This is a genomic window from Georgenia sp. Z2081, from assembly GCF_055326445.1.
Genome location: NZ_JBUZNK010000006.1, coordinates 139,671 through 160,335 on the forward strand (window position 1 = coordinate 139,671; position 20,665 = coordinate 160,335).

At 73.8% G+C, this 20,665-nt stretch carries 19 protein-coding genes and 1 pseudogene; 10 read left to right on the top strand and 10 right to left on the bottom strand.

The genetic code is table 11. From position 1 onward, the window contains the following. Positions 1-86: 86 nt before the first annotated feature. Complete coding sequence (gene serA / locus ACZLKG_RS10010) at positions 87-1,301, top strand: phosphoglycerate dehydrogenase (RefSeq protein ID WP_463648637.1); 1,215 nt, start codon at positions 87-89, stop codon at positions 1,299-1,301. A 429-nt stretch (positions 1,302-1,730) separates the two neighbouring features. Here serA and nrdR read toward each other — a convergent pair whose 3' ends face one another. After that, positions 1,731-2,417 (bottom strand): transcriptional regulator NrdR, encoded by a 687-nt coding sequence (nrdR, locus tag ACZLKG_RS10015; RefSeq protein WP_463648638.1) that lies wholly within the window; start codon positions 2,415-2,417, stop codon positions 1,731-1,733. 100 nt (positions 2,418-2,517) lie between these two features. Then, positions 2,518-3,075: a LysM peptidoglycan-binding domain-containing protein gene (locus ACZLKG_RS10020; RefSeq protein WP_463648639.1), complete on the bottom strand. Its 558-nt coding sequence runs from the start codon at positions 3,073-3,075 to the stop codon at positions 2,518-2,520. 198 nt (positions 3,076-3,273) lie between these two features. Between ACZLKG_RS10020 and lexA the strand changes: the two genes are divergently transcribed. The 3 genes from lexA (at position 3,274) to ACZLKG_RS10035 (ending at position 5,337) form a co-directional block, all read left to right on the top strand. Then, a complete protein-coding gene (gene lexA / locus ACZLKG_RS10025; RefSeq protein ID WP_463648640.1) occupies positions 3,274-3,996 on the top strand; it encodes a transcriptional repressor LexA in 723 nt (240 codons plus the stop codon). Positions 3,997-4,702: 706 nt separating this feature from the next. After that, positions 4,703-5,104 (top strand): hypothetical protein, encoded by a 402-nt coding sequence (locus ACZLKG_RS10030; RefSeq protein ID WP_463648641.1) that lies wholly within the window; start codon positions 4,703-4,705, stop codon positions 5,102-5,104. Further along, positions 5,101-5,337 (top strand): helix-turn-helix transcriptional regulator, encoded by a 237-nt coding sequence (locus ACZLKG_RS10035; RefSeq protein WP_425708716.1) that lies wholly within the window; start codon positions 5,101-5,103, stop codon positions 5,335-5,337. Before ACZLKG_RS10030 ends, ACZLKG_RS10035 begins: the two co-directional genes overlap by 4 nt. A gap of 159 nt (positions 5,338-5,496) precedes the next feature. Here ACZLKG_RS10035 and ACZLKG_RS10040 read toward each other — a convergent pair. From ACZLKG_RS10040 to hflX, 3 genes and pseudogenes are all read right to left on the bottom strand, one after another. After that, positions 5,497-6,450: pseudogene (locus ACZLKG_RS10040) on the bottom strand (L-lactate dehydrogenase). A gap of 194 nt (positions 6,451-6,644) precedes the next feature. After that, positions 6,645-8,528: an ATP-dependent DNA helicase gene (locus ACZLKG_RS10045; RefSeq protein WP_463648694.1), complete on the bottom strand. Its 1,884-nt coding sequence runs from the start codon at positions 8,526-8,528 to the stop codon at positions 6,645-6,647. A gap of 188 nt (positions 8,529-8,716) precedes the next feature. Beyond that, complete coding sequence (hflX, locus tag ACZLKG_RS10050) at positions 8,717-10,213, bottom strand: GTPase HflX (RefSeq protein ID WP_463648643.1); 1,497 nt, start codon at positions 10,211-10,213, stop codon at positions 8,717-8,719. A 98-nt stretch (positions 10,214-10,311) separates the two neighbouring features. On the opposite strand from hflX, the gene ACZLKG_RS10055 reads away from it, so the two are divergent. After that, positions 10,312-10,944: a class I SAM-dependent methyltransferase gene (locus ACZLKG_RS10055; protein WP_425708719.1), complete on the top strand. Its 633-nt coding sequence runs from the start codon at positions 10,312-10,314 to the stop codon at positions 10,942-10,944. 64 nt (positions 10,945-11,008) lie between these two features. On the opposite strand, the gene dapF is transcribed toward ACZLKG_RS10055, so the two are convergent. The 3 genes from dapF to miaB are packed head-to-tail and all read right to left on the bottom strand — an operon-like array spanning position 11,009 to position 14,599. Beyond that, positions 11,009-11,953 carry a diaminopimelate epimerase gene (gene dapF, locus ACZLKG_RS10060; RefSeq protein WP_463648645.1) on the bottom strand — a complete coding sequence of 315 codons (945 nt, stop codon included), beginning with the start codon at positions 11,951-11,953 and terminating at the stop codon, positions 11,009-11,011. 46 nt (positions 11,954-11,999) lie between these two features. Next, positions 12,000-13,061 (bottom strand): tRNA (adenosine(37)-N6)-dimethylallyltransferase MiaA, encoded by a 1,062-nt coding sequence (gene miaA, locus ACZLKG_RS10065; RefSeq protein WP_463648695.1) that lies wholly within the window; start codon positions 13,059-13,061, stop codon positions 12,000-12,002. Next, positions 13,058-14,599 carry a tRNA (N6-isopentenyl adenosine(37)-C2)-methylthiotransferase MiaB gene (miaB, locus tag ACZLKG_RS10070; RefSeq protein ID WP_425708722.1) on the bottom strand — a complete coding sequence of 514 codons (1,542 nt, stop codon included), beginning with the start codon at positions 14,597-14,599 and terminating at the stop codon, positions 13,058-13,060. Before miaB ends, miaA begins: the two co-directional genes overlap by 4 nt. 62 nt (positions 14,600-14,661) lie before the next feature. Here miaB and ACZLKG_RS10075 point away from each other — a divergent pair, with 62 nt between their 5' ends. The 5 genes from ACZLKG_RS10075 (at position 14,662) to ACZLKG_RS10095 (ending at position 19,297) form a co-directional block, all read left to right on the top strand. Then, complete coding sequence (locus ACZLKG_RS10075; RefSeq protein ID WP_463648646.1) at positions 14,662-15,588, top strand: aminoglycoside phosphotransferase family protein; 927 nt, start codon at positions 14,662-14,664, stop codon at positions 15,586-15,588. Positions 15,589-15,790: 202 nt separating this feature from the next. Continuing rightward, positions 15,791-16,576, top strand: a complete 786-nt coding sequence (locus ACZLKG_RS10080) for an amino acid ABC transporter ATP-binding protein (RefSeq protein WP_425708724.1) — start codon at positions 15,791-15,793, stop codon at positions 16,574-16,576. A 94-nt stretch (positions 16,577-16,670) separates the two neighbouring features. Further along, entirely contained in the window at positions 16,671-17,609 is a 939-nt protein-coding gene (locus tag ACZLKG_RS10085; RefSeq protein WP_425708725.1) for a glutamate ABC transporter substrate-binding protein, read from the top strand. Between the two features lie 87 nt (positions 17,610-17,696). Beyond that, positions 17,697-18,371 (top strand): amino acid ABC transporter permease, encoded by a 675-nt coding sequence (locus ACZLKG_RS10090; RefSeq protein WP_463648647.1) that lies wholly within the window; start codon positions 17,697-17,699, stop codon positions 18,369-18,371. Then, positions 18,368-19,297, top strand: coding sequence for an amino acid ABC transporter permease (locus tag ACZLKG_RS10095; RefSeq protein WP_425708727.1), 930 nt, complete (start codon positions 18,368-18,370; stop codon positions 19,295-19,297). The genes ACZLKG_RS10090 and ACZLKG_RS10095 overlap by 4 nt, the downstream gene beginning before the upstream one ends. Before the next feature lie 91 nt (positions 19,298-19,388). Here ACZLKG_RS10095 and ACZLKG_RS10100 read toward each other — a convergent pair whose 3' ends face one another. Then, entirely contained in the window at positions 19,389-20,252 is an 864-nt protein-coding gene (locus ACZLKG_RS10100) for a hypothetical protein (RefSeq protein WP_463648649.1), read from the bottom strand. Between the two features lie 42 nt (positions 20,253-20,294). After that, on the bottom strand, positions 20,295-20,585 hold the full coding sequence (locus ACZLKG_RS10105) for a hypothetical protein (RefSeq protein ID WP_425708729.1): 291 nt from the start codon (positions 20,583-20,585) through the stop codon (positions 20,295-20,297). Positions 20,586-20,665: the final 80 nt, after the last annotated feature.

Below are 20,665 nucleotides of genomic sequence, written 5' to 3' on the forward strand. Positions count from 1 at the left end.
CGCGTCGCGGCTCACGGTCGCGGCGGGCCGCGACCGAGCGGTGGAACGCGTTTGCCACTCCCCCGCGCCGGGGCGACGATGTGCCGGTGACTCGAGCCCTCCTGCTGGAAAGCCCCCACTCCAACGCCGACGCCGTCCTCAGCGGCGCCGGCCTCGACGTCGTGCGCCACCCGCACGCCATGTCGGAGGACGAGCTGGACGAGGCGCTCGACGGCGTCGAGGTCCTCGGGATCCGGTCGACGACCACGGTCACCGAGCGGGTGATCGCCAACCACCCTCAGCTGCTCGCGATCGGCGCGTTCAGCATCGGCACCAACCAGATCGACCTGCGCGCGGCCACGCGGCACGGCGTCGCCGTGTTCAACGCGCCCTTCTCCAACACGCGCTCGGTCGTCGAGCTGGCGGTGGCCGAGATCATCGCGCTCACCCGTCGACTGACCGAGCGGGACAAGTCGCTGCACGACGGCGTGTGGGCGAAGTCCGCCGCCGGCTCCCACGAGGTGCGCGGCCGCACGCTCGGGATCGTGGGTTACGGGAACATCGGCTCCCAGCTCTCCGTCATCGCCGAGGCGCTCGGCATGCGGGTGATCTTCTTCGACACCTCCGAGAAGCTGGCGCTGGGCAACGCGCGCGGGACGGCGAGCCTCGAGGAGCTCCTCGGCGAGGCCGACGTCGTCACGCTGCACGTGGACGGCCGCGAGGGCAACGCGGGCATGTTCGGCGCGAAGCAGTTCTCAGCCATGAAGCGCGGTGCGGTCTTCCTCAACCTCTCGCGCGGGTTCCTCGTGGACTACGCGGCCCTGCGCGACCGCGTCCTCGACGGGTCCATCACCGGCGCGGCCGTGGACGTGTTCCCCGACGAGCCGCGGAGCAACGGCGAGAGGTTCGACTCCGAGCTGCGCGGGCTGCCCAACGTCATCCTCACCCCGCACGTCGGCGGATCGACCGAGGAGGCCCAGGAGAACATCGGCCACTTCGTGTCGAGCAAGCTCGGCTCCTACTACCGGCTCGGGATCACGGACCTGTCCGTCAACCTCCCGCGCCTCACGCTGGGTACGACCTCTGCGACCCGGCACCGCCTCGCCTACGTCCACCGCAACACGCCGGGCGTCCTGGCGCTCGTCAACCAGACATTCGCCGAGGCGGGGGCGAACATCGAGGGCCAGATCCTCGGGACGTCGGGCGAGACCGGCTACGTCATCACCGACATCTCCTCGGAGATCCCGGTCGCGGCCCTGTCCGCGATGCAGTCGATGGAGGACACGATCAGGCTCCGCGTCCTCTCCCGCCCGGACGCCTGACCGGCGGGCCGCCGGCCCGGCCACGACTGGTCGGCGCGGCGCTGGCCCGGCCACGACTGGTCGGCGCGTCGGCTGCCCGGCCACCCGACGGCCCGCACACCTCGCGCAGGGCCGTCGTGGCTGCGGGGAGTCCTGCGCAACAGCGGGAGGACCGGCGCCCCGCACGCACAGGCCGTCGGTGACGTCGGCTTCCCCTCCGGCGTCACCGACGGCGGTCGGTGCCGGCGCCTGCGGACCTCGCGCGACCACCGGGAGGACGACCGGGTCGCGGGCCCGGCGGATCGCCGGTGAGTCAGAGCCTAGCGGGTCCGCGGGGTGCGTGGAACGCCGTTGTGGAGGGACCCCATCCGGTCGGTGCGCACGCCACCCCGAACCTCCGGAGCACTCCTCCACCGAGTCTGCGACACCGCACCGGGAGCTCCGCACGGGCTACCGGGTGCCGCCCGATGACGCGTCCACCGCGCCGTCCGGCACTTCGCCGTCGGATTCCGTTCCGTCCGACCCAGCGCCGTCCGGCCCCGCGCGCTCCGGCCCCGCGCGCTCCGGTCCCGCGTCGTCCGCGGCCGGTTCGCCGGCCCGTGCGCCGATGCCGTCGGGCTCCCCGACCTCGCCTCCCGTGCCGTCGGCCCCCTCGACGCCCGCGGCGCCCTCGACGTCGCCGGCCCTGGTGGCGCGGTCCGCGCGCAGGGCCGCGATCGCGGTCTCGAAGTCCTCGAGGGAGTCGTAGGCGGAGTACACGGAGGCGAACCGCAGATAGGCGACCTCGTCGAGGGCGCGCAGGGGCTCGAGGATCGCGGTGCCAACGTCGTGCGCATCGACCTGCGACGACCCGGAGGCGCGGACGGTCTCCTCGACCTGCTGGGCGAGCCGCGCGAGGTCGTCGTCGGAGACCGGGCGCCCCTGGCTCGCCTTCCGCAACCCGCCGACCACCTTGTCCCGGCTGAACGGCTGGACGACGCCGGAGCGCTTGACCACCTGCAGCGACGAGGTCTCCAGCGTGCTGAACCGGCGGTTGCACTCCGGGCACAGCCGGCGGCGACGGATCGACGTGCCGTCGTCGGCTGTGCGCGAGTCGATCACGCGGGAGTCCGGGAAGCGGCAGAAGGGACAGTGCATCGGGCCATCATTCCAGCCCCGACCCCGCCGCCCGGCGCGGGGGCCGCGCGGCCGCCGGCGTGGGGCCCCACGGCCGTCAGGGCGCAGGCTCCCACGGCAGTCAGCGCGGGAGGCGCAGGACCTCGCCCACGGACACGGACTGACCGCTCAGCCCGTTGAGCTCGGCGATCTGCGCGACGACGTCCCGGACGTCCTCGCCGGGACCGGCAACGCCGGACGCGACCGACCAGAGCGACTCACCCGGCGCGACGACGACCGTGGCGTCCGAGGCCTCGACACCCGGGGAGGCGAGGGCTCCGACGCCGGCGCCCAGGCCGACGACGACGAGCAGGGCGGCGCCGAGCACGAGGGCCCGCAGCGCCATGACGCCGCGGGCGGTCAGGCGCAGCGGCGCCGGGCGCGCCGCCGGGGAGTCCCCTCGCACGGCCGGGGCGGCGACCGACGGACGTGCGAGGGGACGGCTGGGGGCGACGGGAAGCGCCGCGGGGCGCGCGCTCGGCGCAGCCGCCGGACCCGGGACGAGCACGGCGGTGGCGGCGCGGTCGGGCGCCTCGTCGCGCAACGGGGGCTGCGGTACGAATCCCGGGCCGACGAGCTGGAGCCGCGGGCGGGGGCGGCGCGGGAGGACGGGGCCCGTCTCCAGGGGAAGTGCGCTCATCTCAACTCTCCTCGAACGTGCGTTCGTCGAACCTATGTTCGCCACGGTAGTGCACCGGCCGACGAAAGTCGACACTCCGGTCGAACACATGTTTGAGATGCGCCCCGCACCGGCCTACCCTGGACTCGTCCGCACTCCATCGCAGACCACTGACATCGACGATCCGGCCGCGGCCGGCCGAGGACCTGGAGGCCCGTCATGGGCGAGAGAACCGCTCCCGAACCACCCGTGCTGACCGTGCGCCAGCGGGAGGTCCTCGCGTGCCTGCGGGAGACCCTCGCCAAGCGCGGGTATCCGCCGTCGATCCGGGAGATCGGTGACGCGGTGGGTCTCGGCTCGCCGTCGTCGGTCAAGCACCAGCTCGACTCGCTCCAGCGCAAGGGCTACATCCGGCGCGACCCGAACCGCCCCCGGGCGATCGAGATCGTCGAGCTCGAGCCGGCGCCGGACCCCACCGGGCCCGCGGACCCCGACGCACCTCCGAGCCAGGACGACGAGGACCACGTCGTCCTCACGCTGCACGACGGCGAGGGGCTCGGCGGGTCGGCGCCGACCTACGTCCCGCTCGTCGGACGCATCGCCGCCGGCGGACCGATCCTCGCCGAGCAGGAGATCACCGCGTCCCTGCCCCTGCCCCGCGAGCTCGTCGGGTCGGGCGACCTGTTCATGCTCGACGTCGTGGGCGACTCGATGATCGAGGCGGCGATCTGCGACGGCGACCGCGTGGTCGTGCGCCGCCAGAACGTGGCGGAGAACGGCGAGATCGTCGCCGCGATGATCGACGGCGACGCCACCGTCAAGGCGCTGTCCCGCACCGACGGGCACGTGTGGCTGCTCCCGCGCAACGAGAGCTATGCGCCGATCCCCGGCGACGAGGCGATGATCCTGGGGAAGGTCGTCGCGGTCCTGCGCTCACTCTGAGCGGACCGTCCGCCGGCCCGGTCACGTCGCGGCCGGCGCTCGGCGGGACCCCGCCCCACGGCGTGCCTCGTCACCGTTCGAGCCACAGAGCGACGGCGCGTGGGACGACGGCGCCGATCCCATGCTCGCGCAGACAGGAGCGGATCGCGCGAGGAGTACAGAGCTGGCGGATCTTCACCCCCAGCCCGCCGCGAGAGCGTCCGATCGCATCGTCGTCGGGATCGATCAGCAGGTCCGACCAGGACGACAGCGCACCCTGTGCGCCTCGGAAGGTTGGTGGCGCGCTGATGGGCACCAGTGACCGCGGACTCCACGCTGGACCGGCCGGTCGATGTCGTCAGCCGCGTCCGCCTCGGCCGGCACCACCGCGTGGATCACGCCCGGGGCGCCATGGGCGCTGAACCTGCAGTGCCGCTTCCACACCGGCCACCAAGGGCCGAGACGCACCGCCTCCGCCGACGTGGCCCACGTCCGTAGGCTGCGGGAGCCGAGGCGAGACGAACCGGCCCGCCCGCTGCGGCACAGCGGCCGTGCTCTCGAGGTCGACGGCCCGCGCGAGATCGAGGACGGCGTCACCGCAGCCACCGCCGACGACCTCACCGCCATCCCTGCACGCTCCACATCCCCAGATCCGCACAGACAAGCGAACTTCACTAAATGACAAGTGCACTTGTCATTTAGTGAAGTTCGCTGTACTTTCGACGGCATGAAGAAGGAGAAACTGTGTCCCTCTGAATGGGTCGCGGTCACCGCAGGCACCGCTCTGCTCTTCGCCAGCGTGATCACAGCGGTCGCGTTACCGACGCTCGGCTCGCTGGAACCATGGGTGGGATGGTCGCTGGCGGCCGCCGCGATCCTCGGACTGCTGGTCCTGACCGCGACGACGGTACGCGCGCTCCTGCGCACCGACACCGAAGGAGTTGAGCGGCAGGACGCGGCACGTGCAGCCCTGGTCGCCGTGCTCTTCGTCGTCGTGGCCGGCTTGGGCTATGCCCTGCTCGAAGCGTTCGCCGGCCTGCCGAGGCTGACCGCCGCAGTCCCGGCCGTCACGGCCGCACTGGTGTGGATGGTCGCGTTCGTCTGGGATCGCCCGCAGGGCGATGCATGATCACCAACCGCCTCCCCGTGCTCCGCGCAGAACGCCGCTGGAGCCAGGCTGCGCTCGCGGGCCGCATCAGCGTGTCCCGGCAGACCATCGTCTCGTTGGAGAACGGGCGGTACGAGCCGACGCTGAAGATCGCGATGCGGCTCTCGGCCGTCCTCGGGGTGCCCATCGAGGACATCTTCGCCCCGGATCCCGATGACCTCGCTCTCGTGGCCGCCGATAGTGCGGAGTCCTGAGCCTGCTGCCGCACGGGCCGAGAACCGGGGAACCGCCGCCCTGGCCGGGCACCAGCAGCATCAGCGGATCGATCCGCTCCCGGTGCGCAACGGTCAACTACCCGGTTCGAGGCACGCATCGGGCCCTTCAACGACCTCCCCGAGCCAGTGAAGGACACCCTAGAAGCCGAAGCGCGCCGCGACGGCGCGGATCGACTCGGCCGAGGCGAGCAGCGACGCCTGCTCGGCCGGAGAGGCGGGCAGCGTGAGCGTCCGCCCGGCCCCGTCGCGTCCGATGATCGTCGGCATCGACATGCACACCGGACCGCTGCCGTAGACGTCGGGCAGGCGGCTGGAGACCGACAGGACGCGGTGCTCGTCGCGCAGGACCGCCTCGATGATCCGGGCCGTCGACAGCCCGATGGCGTAGTTCGTCGCCCCCTTGCCGCGGATGATGGTGTCCGCGGCGTGGACGACCTCGTGCCGGATCTAGTCGCGGTCGGCCTGGTCGAGCACGTCGGTGCCGGTGGCCGCCGGCCAGTCCTCGACCGGGATGCCCCCGATCGTGGCGGAGCTCCACATGGGCACCTCGGAGTCGCCGTGCTCGCCGGCGATGTAGCCGTGCACGGACTGCACGGCCACGCCCGCCCGCCGGGCCACGAGGTAGCGCAGGCGGGAGGTGTCGAGCACGGTGCCCGAGCCGAAGAACTGGTTCGGGCCGAGACCGGAGATGGCGAGCCCGGCCTGCGTGACGACGTCGACGGGGTTGGCGACCATGAGGTGGACAGCGTGCGGGGCGACCTCGACGAGCTGCGGGACGAGCGTGCGCATGATGTCGATCGTCGCGCCGGCGAGGTCGAGCCGCGACTGACCGGGCTTCTGCTTCGCCCCCGCGGTGATGACGACGACGTCGGCGTCCGCGCACACGGAGATGTCGTCCCCGCCGCCCACGCTGTTCATCGGCGTGAAGGAGATGCCGTGCGCGAGGTCGAGCACCTCGGCGTTGACCTTGTCGGCGTTGATGTCGTAGAGCACGACCTCCCGGGCGGAGCCCCGCAGGAGCATCGCGTAGGCGATCGCGGAGCCGACGGCGCCGGCGCCGACGACGGCCACGCGGCTGGCCCGTCTCGGCAGGTCGGCGGAGGTCCGGGGCGGCGGCGCCGTGACGCGGGGATCGGCGGCGTGCGCGTCGCCCGGGGGCACCTGTCCCTCCCGCTCCTGCGGATCGCGACCTGCGGGCGCTCCGCCGGTCCGGACGGTCTCGGGCTGGTCGCGCTGCGGCTCGGTCACTGGTCCTCCTGGGAAGCGTCAGCGGGTGCAGCGCCAGGCTACGTCGTCGTGGCGAGCCGGCGAAGGGCCGCGCGCACGACCTCGCCGTCCCTCGTCGGCCACATCGGTGGCAGCGAGGCCCGCAGGTAGCCACCGTACCTGGCGGTGACGAGCCGCGGGTCGAGGACGGCGACGACACCACGGTCGGAGGTGGCGCGGACGAGCCGGCCGACACCCTGGGCCAGCAGCAGCGCGGCATGGGTGGCGGAGACCGCCATGAACCCGCTCGTACCACGAGCCTGGGCGACCTCGCTGCGCGCCTGCGCGATCGGGTCGTCGGGCCGCGGGAAGGGGATCCGGTCGATGACGACGAGGCGGTTGGCCCGGCCCGGCACGTCCACGCCCTGCCAGAGCGACAGGGTGCCGAACAGGCAGGCGTCGTCGTCGGCGGCGAAGGCCTCGACGAGGGCGGGCAGGGAGTCCTCGCCCTGGCAGAGCACGCGCAGGTCCGTGCGGTCGCGGACGACCTCGGCGGCCTCCTCGGCCCCCCGCCTCGAGGAGAACAGGCCGAGCGCGCCCCCGCCGGAGGCCGTGACGAGGTCGACGAGCTCGGCGCGGGTCGCCTCGGCGGTCCCGTCCCGGCCGGGGGGCGGCAGGTGCGTCGGCGTGTAGAGGATGGCCTGCCGGCCGTAGTCGAACGGTGAGCCGACGTCGACGCCGTCCCACTGCGCGCCGCGCGAGAGGCCGAGCTGGGTCGCGATCGGGGCGAGCTCGCCGCCGAGCGTGAGCGTCGCCGACGTCGCGACGACGCCCCGGTCGTCCCACAGGTGCGTGGCCGCGCGCTCCGCGACCTCGACCGGGGCGAGCTGGAGGCGCGGCGGGTCGAGCTCGTCGCGGCCCCGGTCGCACCACATGACGTCGGCGCGCGCGGCGACGCCGCCCGAGACGAACCGCTCGCACACCTCGGCGAGGACGACGGCGGCCGACCGCGCCGCCACGCGCCCGCCGGCCCCGTCGGGCGAGCCCGCCTCCCCGGCCAGCGACCGGGCGGCCTCGGTGGCGGCGGACCCGACGAGGGCCACGACGCCGCCGAGCAGCTCGCCCGGGCCGTCGGGCATGCGGCCGGCGGGCAGGACCTCGAGGGCGCCGCGCAGGTCGCCGGCGGCCCGCGTGAGGTCCTCGGCGGCGCCGTTCTCGGCGCGCACGACCCGCGCCACGCGCTCGACGACGCCGACGCTCAGCTCGACGGTGCCCTGGCTGCGCAGACGGCCGGCGAGCTCGTGCGCCTCGTCCACGACGAGGACGTCGTGCTCGGGCAGCACGCCCGGCGAGCCTGTGGCGGCGATGCCGAGCATGGCGTGGTTGGTGACGACCACGTCGGCGGCGGCCGCCTTCTCGCGGGCGAGGACGGCGAAGCACTCGTTCCACTGCGGGCACGACCGGCCGAGGCACTCGAGCCGGGTGACCGAGACATGCCGCCACGCGCGGTCGGAGACGCCCGGCAGGAGCTCGTCGCGGTCCCCGCTCTCGCTGCTCGCCGCGAACTCCCGGGCGCGCACGACCTGCTCACCGAGCGGGCCGCGCGCACCCTGCCCGGCGGGTGCGGTCGTCGCGGGCGCGGCGAGCAGGGTCGGCTCCTCCTCCTCGGGGTAGCCGCCGTCGACCTTGTGCCGGCACACGTAGTTGTGCCAGCCCTTGAGCAGGGCGATCTCGGGGCGGGTGCCCGTGCGCTCCTTGATGGCGTCGGCCACGGCGGGGGCGTCCTTGGTGAGCACCTGGCGCTGGAGCGCGAGCGTCGCGGTCGAGACGACGGCGCGCTCGCCGGCGGCGACGGCGTGGGTCATCACGGGCGCGAGGTACCCGAACGACTTGCCCGTCCCGGTCCCGGCCTGGACGAGCAGCCGCTCGCCGCCCGCGACGGCCCGGGCCACGCGCCGGGTCATCTCGCGCTGACCGTGGCGCCGGCTGCCGCCGGAGCCGGTGACGACGGCGTCGAGCACGTCGAGCGCGCGCGCCTCGTCCTCGGCGCCCTCGGCGGGTCCGTGCGCGTCGGCGCCATCGGTCGTCTTCTGCGCGACGGCGCTCTCGGGCGGTCCGTGCGCATCGGCGCCATCGGTCGTCTCCTGCGCGCTCACGCCCCGGTGGCCGCGCGGAGGTCGGCGGCGAGCGCCGGGTCGACCAGCGCGCGCAGCTCGGTGCCCTCGGCGGTCCACCGCTCGTCGAGCACCTCGCCGTCGGAGTGGGCGCGGGCGACGAGGTCCCCGCGGGCGAACGGCACGGTGAGCTCGATCGTCTCGCCGATCGGGGCGACCTCGGCGAGCTCCCGCCCGATCGCGTGCGCCAGCTCCTCGATGCCCTGGCCGGTGTAGGCGGAGACGGCGTGCGCACCGGGGAACCGCGTGTGCAGGGCCATGAGCTCGGCCTCGCCCGCGAGGTCGGACTTGTTGAGGACGATGATCTCGCGGACGTCGGAGGCGCCCTCGATCTCGGCGAGCACCGCGTGGACGGCCTCGACCTGACCGACGGGGTCCGGGTGCGCGGCGTCGACCACGTGCAGGAGCAGGTCGGCCTCGGCGATCTCCTCGAGCGTGGAGCGGAACGCCTCGACGAGCTGGGTCGGCAGCCGCCGGACGAACCCGACCGTGTCGGTGAGCGTGTACTCGCGCCCCTCGGGGGTGCTCGCGCGCCGAACGGTCGTGTCGAGCGTGGCGAAGAGCTGGTTCTGGACCAGCGCCCCGGCGCCGGCGATCCGGTTGAGCAGCGAGGACTTGCCGGCGTTGGTGTACCCCGCGATCGCGACGGCGGGCGTGTGGTTGCGCCGTCGGCTCGAGCGCCGCGTGCTGCGCGCCGGCGCCATGTCCCGCAGCTGTCGGCGCAGGCGCGCCATGCGGGTGCGGATGCGACGCCGGTCGAGCTCGATCTGGGTCTCGCCGGGTCCGCGCGAGCCGATGCCCTCACCGCCGGCGACGCGTCCACCGGCCTGCCGGGACATCGACTCGCCCCAGCCGCGCAGGCGCGGCAGCAGGTACTCGAGCTGGGCGAGCTCGACCTGCGCCTTGCCCTCCCGGGACTTCGCGTGCTGGGCGAAGATGTCGAGGATGAGCGCGGTCCGGTCGACGACCTTGACCTTGACGACGTCCTCGAGCGCGCGCCGCTGGGAGGGGGCGAGCTCGGAGTCGACGACGACCGTGTCCGCACCGACCGAGGCGACGACGTCGCGCAGCTCGGCGGCCTTGCCCGAGCCGAGGAAGGTGGCCGGGTCCGGGTGCGGGCGACGCTGGAGCAGCCCGTCGAGGACGACCGAGCCGGCCGTCTCGGCGAGCGCCGCGAGCTCGCGCAGGGAGACCTCGGCCTCGGCCATGGTTCCCGACGTGGCGAGTCCGACGAGCACGACCCGCTCGAGCCGCAGCTGCCGGTACTCGACCTCGGTGACGTCCTCGAGCTCGGTGGACAGCCCGGCGACGCGGGAGAGCGCCTGACGCTCGGTGCGGTCGAGCTGGTCGCCGTCGTGGCTGGTCCCCTCGTCCGCGGCGGTCTGCAGCGCGGTGCCGGAGCGGGCGAGGATGCGCGCGACGACGTCCTCGGCCTGGTTCTCGTGCGGCGCGCCGGGGGTGCTCGGGTGGGTCATGTGGTCCTTCGTCTCGGGGCGTCCATGGTCCCACGGTCCGGCGCCGCCCCCAAGGAGTTTCGCCGTGGGCTGTGGACGGCCTGGGTACGGTGGCGCCTGTGGACGCCGCGCACTACTTCTCCCCCGACGACACGGCGCCCGCCGACCTGCGCAGCCGTGACGTCACCCTGCGCGGCCGGCCGCACACCGTGACGACGGGCGGCTCGGTCTTCTCCGCCGGGGGCCTGGACAAGGCCACGGCCGTCCTCCTCGAGGAGGTCCCGGACCCGCCGCCCGCCGGCACGCTGCTCGACCTGGGCTGCGGCTGGGGGCCGATCGCGCTCGCCCTGGCCGACGCCTCGCCGGGCGCGGACGTCCTCGCCGTCGACGTCAACCGACGCGCGCTCGACCTCACCGCCCGCAACGCGGGCTCCGCCGGTCACGGGCGGACCCTCGCGCTGTCCCCGGACGACGCGCTGGACCGGCTGGGGCCGGACGGGCGGGTCGACGCGATCTGGTCCAACCCGCCCGTGCGGGTCGGCAAGCAGGCTCTGCACGACCTGCTCGACCTGTGGCTGCCCCGCCTCGCCCCCGGCGCCCTCGCGCACCTCGTGGTGGGCAAGAACCTCGGTGCGGACTCGCTGCACCGGTGGCTCGCCGACGAACGCGGCTGGGCGGTGGAGCGCCTCGGCAGCTCGAAGGGGTTCCGGATCCTCGTCGTCGCCGGCCGGGCGGCCGCCGGCGTCTCCTGATCCCGCCGCCGATCCGGCCACCGGTCGGCGCCGGTCCGGCGGGCGGCGCGCGGGCCGTCCCGTCTCAGCGCAGCGTGAGATCGCCGAGCAGGACCGCCGGTCCGGTCAGCGTGACCTCGCCGTCGGGCGCGATGTCGACGTGCACGGTGCCGCCCGGCACGGACACGCGCCACCGGTCGGGGGCGCCGGCACCCGCCCACGCGCGAACGGCGACCGCAGCCGCGCAGCAGCCGGTCCCGCAGGAGCGGGTCTCCCCCACCCCGCGTTCGAGCACCCGCATGGTCAGGGTGCCGACCCGGCCGTGCGCGCCGACCTCCTCCACACCGGGCACGACGAGCTCGAGGTTCGTTCCCTCGGGTGGCTCGGGCGCGTACTCGACCTCGCCGAGCGCGAGCCGGGCTCCGGCGAGGTCCTCGGTGCTCGGCAGCGCGACCACGGTGTGGGGGTTGGGCATCGTCACCCTGAGCCCGCCGCGGGTCCCGGGCAGGCCGGGCACGACGACGGCGACGTCGGTCCCCTCGGCGAGCGCCCGGTCGCCGCCGGGCAACCCGAAGCGCCCCATCGCGACGGCGTACTCCTCGCCGACGAGCCGGACCTCCCGCACACCGCCGCGGGTCCCGACCCGGACGGTCTGACCGTGCTCGAGCCGGACGTGGCCGCGGTCGCGCAGGTGGGCGACGAACACGCGCACGCCGTTGCCACACATCTCGGCGACCGAGCCGTCGGCGTTGCGATAGTCCATGAACCAGGTCACGCCCGGCTCCTCGGCGGCGATGCGTGCGGCGGTCGGGTCGCTCGCTGCGAGCGCCTCGGTGCGGACGACCCGGATGGCGCCGTCCCCGCCGATCCCGCCGCGCCGGTCGGCGAGCGCGCGGACCTGCTCGGGCGTGAGGTCCGTGGCCGCATCTGGGTCGTCGATGAGGACGAAGTCGTTCTCCGTGCCGTGCCCCAGCGTGACCGTGGTCCCGCGGAGGCGGGCGAGGGCGGTGCGGCGGTCCTCCGGCGTCATGCCCCCAGCGTAGGTCGGGCCGCGTACGGCGCGGCGCCGCGGTCCGTCAGGGTCTGCCGAGCGTCCGCCAGCCCTGCCCCACCGCGGTCGCTGCGGCCACGACGAGATCGGCGTCGGCGGGCACCCAGGTGATGCGGGTGTCGCGGCGGAACCAGGTCTCCTGCCGGCGCGCGAGCCGACGGGTGGAGCGGGCGATCGCGGCCGGCAGGTCGGCGAGCGGGAGCTCGCCCCTCAGGTGGGCGAGCGCCTCGACGTAGCCGACGGCGCGCGCGGCGGTCCGGCCCAGGCCGGCCGCGTCGAGGGCCCGGGTCTCCTCGACGAGCCCGCCCGCGACCATGGCGTTCGCGCGCGTCTCGATGCGGGCATCGAGCTGCTCACGGGGGACGTCGATCGCCACCTGGACGGTCGGCCGGAGGTAGCGCGGGGGGCGGGAGCGGGCGGAGAACGGCTCCCCGGTGAGCTCGATGACCTCCAGCGCGCGCACGGTGCGGCGCACGTTCGCCGGATCCATGTCCGCGGCGGCGTCGGGGTCGGCCTCGGCGAGCTCGGCGAACAGGGCGGCCGCGCCGATCCGCTCGGCCCGTTCCTCGATCGCGGTACGGACGTCGGGGTCGGTGGGGGGCAGCTCGACGTCGTCGAGCAGCGCCCGCAGGTACAGGCCGGACCCACCCACGACGACGGGCCGACGGCCACGGGCGATGATCGCGTCCATGTCGGCCCGCGCGGCGCGCTGGTAGGCGGCGACGGAGGCGACGTCCGACGGTGAGAGCACGTCGATCTGGTGGTGCACGAGCCCGCGTCGCTGATCGGCGGGCAGCTTCGCGGTACCGATGTCCATGCCGCGGTAGAGCTGGGCGGCGTCGGCGGAGACGATCTCGTAGAGCTCGGGGGCGCCGAGCGCGAGCTCGGCGGCGAACTGCTCCGCGAGGTCGAGGGCGAGCTCGGACTTGCCGGTCGCGGTCGGCCCGACGACGGCGACGACGAACCCCTCGGCGACCGGGCGGTCGGCGGACGTCTCCGCGCCGCCGTCCGTGGGGACCCCCGCCGACCCGTCGCGGGACGGTCGGGCCGTGCTCCCCTCGTCGGTCGTGGCCCCGCCCATGCTCAGGCCCGCCTGAGGGTCGGCATGCCGAGGGACACCGGCTGGCCGAGCGCGGTCGCGCCGCCGTGATCGTGCCCGCCGCTCTCGCGCGCCTCCCACGCGTCCCCGGCCCGCGTGCGGCGCACGGCGAACGTGCCGCCCGTCAGCGCCGAGTCCGCCACGAGGTGGTGGGGCGCGCCGTGGGTGACTCTCGCGGTGACCATGTCCCCGGGCCGCGGCCGGTCGACCTCGGCGAGGTTGTCCGGCAGGGCCACGTGGACGAGACGGTTGTCGGCCGCCCGACCGGTGACGCGTCCGGTCGCGGCGTCCTTGGCGCCCTCGCCCTCGGCGACGAGGACCTCGACGGTGCGTCCTTCCTGCTCCTGGCCCAGCTCGGTCGAGATCCGGCGCTGCAGGTCGGTGAGGCGCTGGTAGCGCTCGGTGACGACCTCGGCGGGCACCTGGTCGGGGTAGTCCGCCGCCGGGGTGCCCGGGCGGCGCGAGTACTGGAAGGTGAACGCCGAGGAGAACCGGGAGGCCTCGACGACCTCGAGCGTGGCGGCGAAGTCCTCCTCCGTCTCGCCCGGGAACCCGACGATGAGGTCGGTGGTGATGGCGGCGTCCGGCATCGCTGCACGCACGCGGTCGAGGATGCCGAGGAACTTCGCCGACCGGTAGGAGCGGCGCATGCGACGCAGGACGGCGTCGGAGCCCGACTGCAGCGGCATGTGCAGCGAGGGCATGACCGCCGGGGTGCTCGCCATCGCGTCGATGACGTCGTCCGTGAACGCGGCCGGGTGGGGTGAGGTGAACCGCACCCGCTCGAGCCCCTCGACCGCCCCGGTGGCCCGCAGGAGGTCGGCGAACGCGCCGCGCTCCCCGAAGGAGACCCCGTAGGAGTTGACGTTCTGGCCGAGCAGCGTGACCTCGATCGCCCCGCTCGCGACGACCGCCTCGACCTCGGCGAGGATCTCGCCCGGCCGCCGGTCGCGCTCCTTGCCGCGCAGCGAGGGCACGATGCAGAACGTGCACGTGTTGTTGCACCCGACCGAGATCGACACCCAGGCGGCGTACGCGGACTCCCGGCGCGTCGGCAACGTGGAGGGGAAGACCTTGAGGGACTCCTCGATCTCGACGGCGGCACGGTCGTTGTGGGCGGCCCGCTCGAGGAGGGCGGGGAGCACGTCGAGGTTGTGGGTGCCGAGGACGACGTCGACCCACGGGGCCCTCTCGACGATCTCCTCGCGCATCTGCTGGGCGAGGCACCCGCCCACCGCGATCTGCATGCCGGGCCGGGTCCGCTTGACCTCGGCGAGCTGCCCGAGGTTGCCGAAGAGCTTGTTCGCCGCGTTCTCGCGCACCGAGCACGTGTTGAGCACGACGACGTCGGCCCCCTCGTCACCCGCACGGGTCGCGCGGGCGGCGGCCTCGGGCACGCTGAGCACCGGGCGGTAGCCGGCGTCGTCGAGGAGCCCGGACAGCCGCTCGGAGTCGTGGACGTTCATCTGGCAGCCGAGCGTGCGCACGTGGTAGGTGCGCTCCGGGGCCGGGACGGTGGTGCTCATCCCGTTCATCCTAGGAGCGCCGGCGACGGGCCGGGCCGGGGCGGCGCGGGTAGCGTGCCGATGTGGTCGACATCCCGCCCGGACTGACGGCGACCGTCACCGGCCGGGCCCCCGACCCTGCGCTCGGCACGGACGGCGTCCACGGCGACCGGTGGCTCGCCGGCCTGCCCCGCCTGGTGGCCGGGGCGGGCGCGCGGTGGGGCCTCACCGCGGACGGCCCCGCGATGCACGGTGAGAACGCGCTGGTGGTGCCCGTCGTGGCGCCGTCGGGCAGGGCCGTCCTCAAGGTGACCTGGCCGCACGAGGAGGCCCGGCACGAGCACCTCGCGCTCCGGCTCTGGGGCGGTCAGGCCGCCGTCCGGCTCCTCGCGGCGGACCCCTCCGCCCAGGTCCTGCTCCTCGAACGGCTCGACGACCGCCGGCCGCTCACGGCCGAGCCGGTGCTCGACGCCTGCGAGGTCGTCGGCCGGCTGCTGCGCGCCCTGGACCGGCCCGCACACCCCCGGCTGGCCACGGTCGCCGCCCGCGCCGACCGCTGGCGCGAGACGCTTCTCGCCGGTTCCGCGCTCGTCCCCCACCGGCTCGCGGTGCAGGCGCGCGCCGAGCTGGACGACCTGCTCGCCGACGCTCCCGAGCCCCGCATGGTCCACGAGGACCTGCACGACGCGAACGTGCTCGCCCCGCTCGACGCCGCCCGCGGCGCCTGGCTCGCCATCGACCCCAAGCCGGTCGCCGCCGAGCCGGCGTTCGGCGTCGCCCCGATCGTGTGGAACCGTGCCGAGGAGACGGCGCGCGCCTGGTCGCCGCGCACCCACGTCCGGCTGCGCGCCGACGTCGTCGCCGACGCGGCGGGCCTCGACCCCGACCGGGTGGGGGCGTGGACCCATGTCCGGCTCGTGCTCAACGCGCTCGAGGCCGCGCGGCACGCCCCGGCGTCGGACGACTTCCGCGAGCGCATGATCACCCTCGCCAAGGCGTTCGCCGACTGACCGCACAGGCCCCGGGCTCCGGCCGGTGACCGAGCCCGGCCCGGCGACCGCACTCCGCCCGCTGAGCGGCCGTGGAGTACCTCTCGACGGCTGCACCGTGCCGCGACCACGCGACCACGCGACCACGCTCCACCTGCATCGTTGCAGTCTCGTGACCTTCGTGTCACATGTCGGACCCACCCGTGGCCGTATGGTGCACCGCATGACCGAGACCACACACCGGGACCGCGCCGACGCGGTCCCGGAGTCCGACGTCCCGCTCGTGTCCATGCGGGGCGTCGACAAGTACTTCGGCGACCTGCACGTGCTCAAGGACATCAATCTTGAGGTGGCACGCGGCGAGGTGGTCGTCGTCATCGGCCCGTCGGGGTCCGGCAAGTCCACGCTGTGCCGGACGATCAACCGGCTCGAGCCGATCAACTCCGGCCGCATCCTCGTCGACGGCAACGAGCTGCCGGAGGAGGGCAAGGCGCTCGCGAAGCACCGCGCCGAGGTGGGCATGGTGTTCCAGTCGTTCAACCTCTTCGCCCACCGGTCGATCCTCGACAACGTCACGCTCGGGCCGACCAAGGTCAAGGGGATCCGCACCGCGGACGCGAAGAAACGGGCGATGGAGCTCCTCGAGCGCGTGGGCGTGGCCAACCAGGCCCACAAGCGACCAGCCCAGCTCTCGGGCGGGCAGCAGCAGCGGGTGGCCATCGCGCGGGCACTCGCGATGGACCCCAAGGTCATGCTCTTCGACGAGCCGACGTCCGCCCTCGACCCCGAGATGATCAACGAGGTCCTCGACGTCATGACCGGGCTCGCCAGGTCCGGCATGACGATGATCGTCGTCACCCACGAGATGGGCTTCGCCCGGAAGGCCGCGGACCGGGTCGTCTTCATGGACGACGGTCTCATCGTGGAGGAGGCCACGCCCACCGAGTTCTTCTCCAACCCGCGCTCGGACCGGGCGAAGGACTTCCTCTCCAAGCTCATCACCGACTAGTCACCCACCGAGTTCTCACCCACCGACCACCCCACCGACCACCCCACCGGCCGGCCGCCCGGCCGGCCGGACGCTCGAGACACCTGGAGATCCCATGCGACGCACCAGATACGCGACCGCGGCAGCGCTGCTGGCGGCCGGGACGTTCCTGGCAGCCTGCACCTCCGACGCCCCCGACGAGGGCGGCGACGCAGGCGGCGACAACGGCGCCGACACCGGCGACGACACCGGTGGAGACACCGGCGAGGACGGCGGCGGCGAGACCTCGACGGACGGTGGTGCCGGAGCCGCCGACGGCGAGGGCCTGACCATCGGCATCAAGTTCGACCAGCCCGGCCTCGGGTACCAGGACGGCAGCGAGTTCACCGGGTTCGACGTCGACGTCGCGCACTACGTGGCCGAGCACATGGGGTACTCGCCGGACCAGATCACCTTCGTCGAGGCGATCTCGGCCAACCGGGAGACCATGCTGCAGAACGGTCAGGTCGACATGATCTTCGCGACCTACTCGATCACCGACGAGCGCGACGAGGTCGTGGACTTCGCCGGCCCGTACTTCGTGGCCGGGCAGGACCTCCTCATCCGCTCCGACGACGAGGGGACGATCACCGGCCCGGAGTCCCTCGACGGACTCAACCTCTGCTCGGTCTCCGGCTCGACCTCGGCCCAGCGCGTGCAGGACGAGTACTCGGAGGGCGTCCAGCTCATCGAGCAGCCGGGCTACTCCGAGTGCATCCAGTACCTCATCGGCGGTCAGGTCGACGCGGTGACCACGGACGACATCATCCTCGCCGGCCTCGCCGCCGACGAGGGCAGCGGCGCGCTCGCCGTGGCCGGGAGCCCCTTCTCCGAGGAGCGCTACGGCGTCGGCATCCCGGACGGGGACACCGAGACGTGCGAGCAGATCAACGAGGCGATCCAGGCGATGATCGACGACGGCGCCTGGGAGGAGGCCGTCACCGCCAACACGGAGGGCACCGGCTTCACGCCGGACGAGTCGCTCAACCCCCCGGAGCTGGACTCCTGCAGCTGAGCCGGTCTCCCGGCACGAACGACGGGTGGGGGCGCCCCCGGCGCCCCCACCCGCTCCCCCTTCCCCACGACCGAAAGGCGGTGACCGGTGGGCGACTACCTCGAGATCCTCTCGAGCTACGACCTGCTCGACGCGTACCTCGTCAACCTCCGGCTGGCCTTCTTCTCGGCGCTCATCGCCCTGCTCATCGGCGTGATCCTCGTGCTCATGCGGATCTCACCCGTCCCCACGATGCGGTGGGCCGGGTCCCTCTACGTCACGCTCGTCCGCAACACACCGCTGACGATCATCATCGTCTTCGCCGCGCTCGTGCTGTGGCCGGTGCTCGGCCTGGAGTTCTCCCGGACCTTCGAGGTCAACTTCTTCTGGCTGGCCGTCCTCGCGCTCGGCGTCTACCACGCGTCGTTCGTCTGCGAGGCGTTGCGCTCGGGGGTCAACACGGTGCCGGTGGGGCAGGCCGAGGCCGCCCGCGCGATCGGCCTGTCGTTCCTCCCGGCGGCCCGCCTGGTCATCCTCCCGCAGGCGTTCCGGGGTGCGATCGCGCCGCTCGGCAACACGCTCATCGCCCTCATCAAGAACACGACGGTCGCCGCGGCGGCGTCGGTGTCCGAGGTCTCCCAGCTCATGCGGGCCATGATCGAGAACCAGGCCAACTACGTGCTGGCGATCTTCTTCACGGTCGCGATCGGCTTCGTCGTCATCGTCATCCCGATCGGCCTGCTCACCACGTACCTCTCCCAGCGTCTGGCGGTCGCCCGATGAGCTCGCACCAGGTCCTCTTCGACGCCCCGGGCCCGCGCGGCCGGCGGATCATCCTCGTCGGCAACGTCATCGGCACCCTCGTCGTGCTCGGCATCGGCGCCTGGGCACTGTGGACGATGTACGAGAACGACCAGTTCCGCGCCGAGCTGTGGGCCCCGATGGTCGAGGCCCGCTCCTGGCAGTACTACTTCCTCCCGGGCCTGCAGAACACCCTGGTCGCGGCCGCCTACTCCGTCGTGCTGGCGATGATCTTCGGCACGCTCTTCGGCGTCGGCCGTCTCGCGTCCAACCCCGTCCTGCGCTGGTTCTGCGGTGTGGTCGTCGAGTTCTTCCGCGCCGTGCCGGTGCTCATCATGATGGTCGCCGGCTGGTTCCTCCTCGGCTCCACCGGCTGGGTCTCACCGTCGATGGCCCCGCTCGTCGCGGTCGTCGCGGCGCTGACCCTCTACAACGGGGCCGTGATCGCCGAGCTCGTCCGCTCGGGCGTCCACGGTCTGCCCCGCGGCCAGCGCGAGGCCGGCCTGGCCATCGGGATGACCCGGCGCAAGTCGATCCAGCACATCGAGCTGCCGCAGGCCCTCATCGCCATGCTCCCGGCGCTCGTGAGCCAGTTCGTCGTCATCCTCAAGGACTCGGCGCTCGGCTCGATCATCACCTACAGCGAGCTGCTGCGGAACTCCCGGCTGCTCGGCTCGGGCAGCCCGTTCCCGATCCTCCAGTCCCTGTTCGTGGCGGCGGTGCTGTTCATCATCATCAACTTCATCCTCACGAAGATCGCCGAGCTGGCGGCCCGCCGGGTGGGTTCCCTCACCTCCGGCCGAGGTGCACCCCCGGGTCAGCCGGATGCCGCCGTCGAGGCCGCCGTCGCACGCGTGACCCTCGAGCCGAACCCGGACATCCCCGACCGGCCGCGACAGACGCCCTGACGGCCGTCACCGGCCGGCTGGCGACGTTCCTCGACCCGCGCACCGTCGCGCAGGCCAAACGGCACGAACCGGCGCTGACGATCGACGCCGACTAGCTCGCGGACCCGCCGCCCGACTCTTCCTCGCCCGCCACCGAGCCCGCCAGCGTCAGCGGGACCTCGGAGACGGCGACGTCGTACATGTCGCCGCCGAGCCCGATGACGATGCTGACCTCGACGACGGCCTCCGTCGCGTCGACCGGGAGCTGGAACCAGACCCGCCGCGTGAACGGGCCGTCGGATCCGCCGGTGTTCGTCTCGGGCTCGACCGTCGAGCCATCCGCGAGCCGGAGTCGGATCGTCGACTCGTCGTAGTGCGGGGAGGGGGGCTCCCGGGTCGTCACGTCGACGCCGAGGTAGACGTGGCCCGGGTTCGCCCAGCCGACCTCGGGGACGAACGGGGTGAGCACGCCGCCCGTCAGCTGGCCCGTCTGGGTCATCGCGCCGTACCGGGTGTCGTAGTCGTGGCTCCAGGAGGCACCGTCGCCGACCTCCACCTCGGTCGGCCGCGCGTAGATGTCCTCGACGACGGACGCGGTCCGCGTCCCGTCGATCAAGCTGAGCTCCTGGCGCACGCCGTCGGCGAGACTCTCGAGCACGACGTCCTCGGGCGCCGCGCCCACAGGCACCGACGCCACGAGGGTGATCTGGTCCCCGGGCGTGAGCTCGAGGTCGAGGTCGACCTCGCTCCCCTCGACCCGGACGACGTTCTCCGTGACCTCGTACGACTCGAGCTCGTCGTCGACCGGTTCCCAGCGCGGGTCGTCGACGCGGACGACCGCGACGGCGAAGGTCTCGCCGTCGGCGGCCAGGACCTCGTCGACGTCGCCGAGCTCCGTCTCGCTGCCGGGGTGCTCGGCGAGCACCTCCTCGGCGACGTCCACCGGAAGGGTGTCGACCGTCGCGGTCCGCGGCACGGAGACCTCCTGGTCGAACGCGGTGACGACGGTGCCCGCGTCCTACTCGATCCCGGTGAGGCCGAGGTCGGGCGTCTGCACGAGCACCGCGGTCACACCCGACGGCATCCGGGCGGTCGCGCCGGCATCGCTGTCGCCCGGGCCGGGCGCGGTGGTCGTCGCGGCGTCGCGCTCGGAGGCAGGCTCCGACCGCCCCTCGGGTGCCGCCGGGGGTGCCGGCGGCGGTGGTGCAGCACCGGTCGGATCGTCGTCCCCTCCCCCGCAGGCGGAGAGGGCCATGGCGAGGACTACGGCGCCCGTCGTCGTCGGGAGCAGGCGGGCGCGGCCGCGCATGGGGGCCTTTCGCTGGGGGTGCGGGCAGGGGACGGAGGCCGTCGGCGCCAGACCGTACCCAATCGGACCCCGGCGGGACA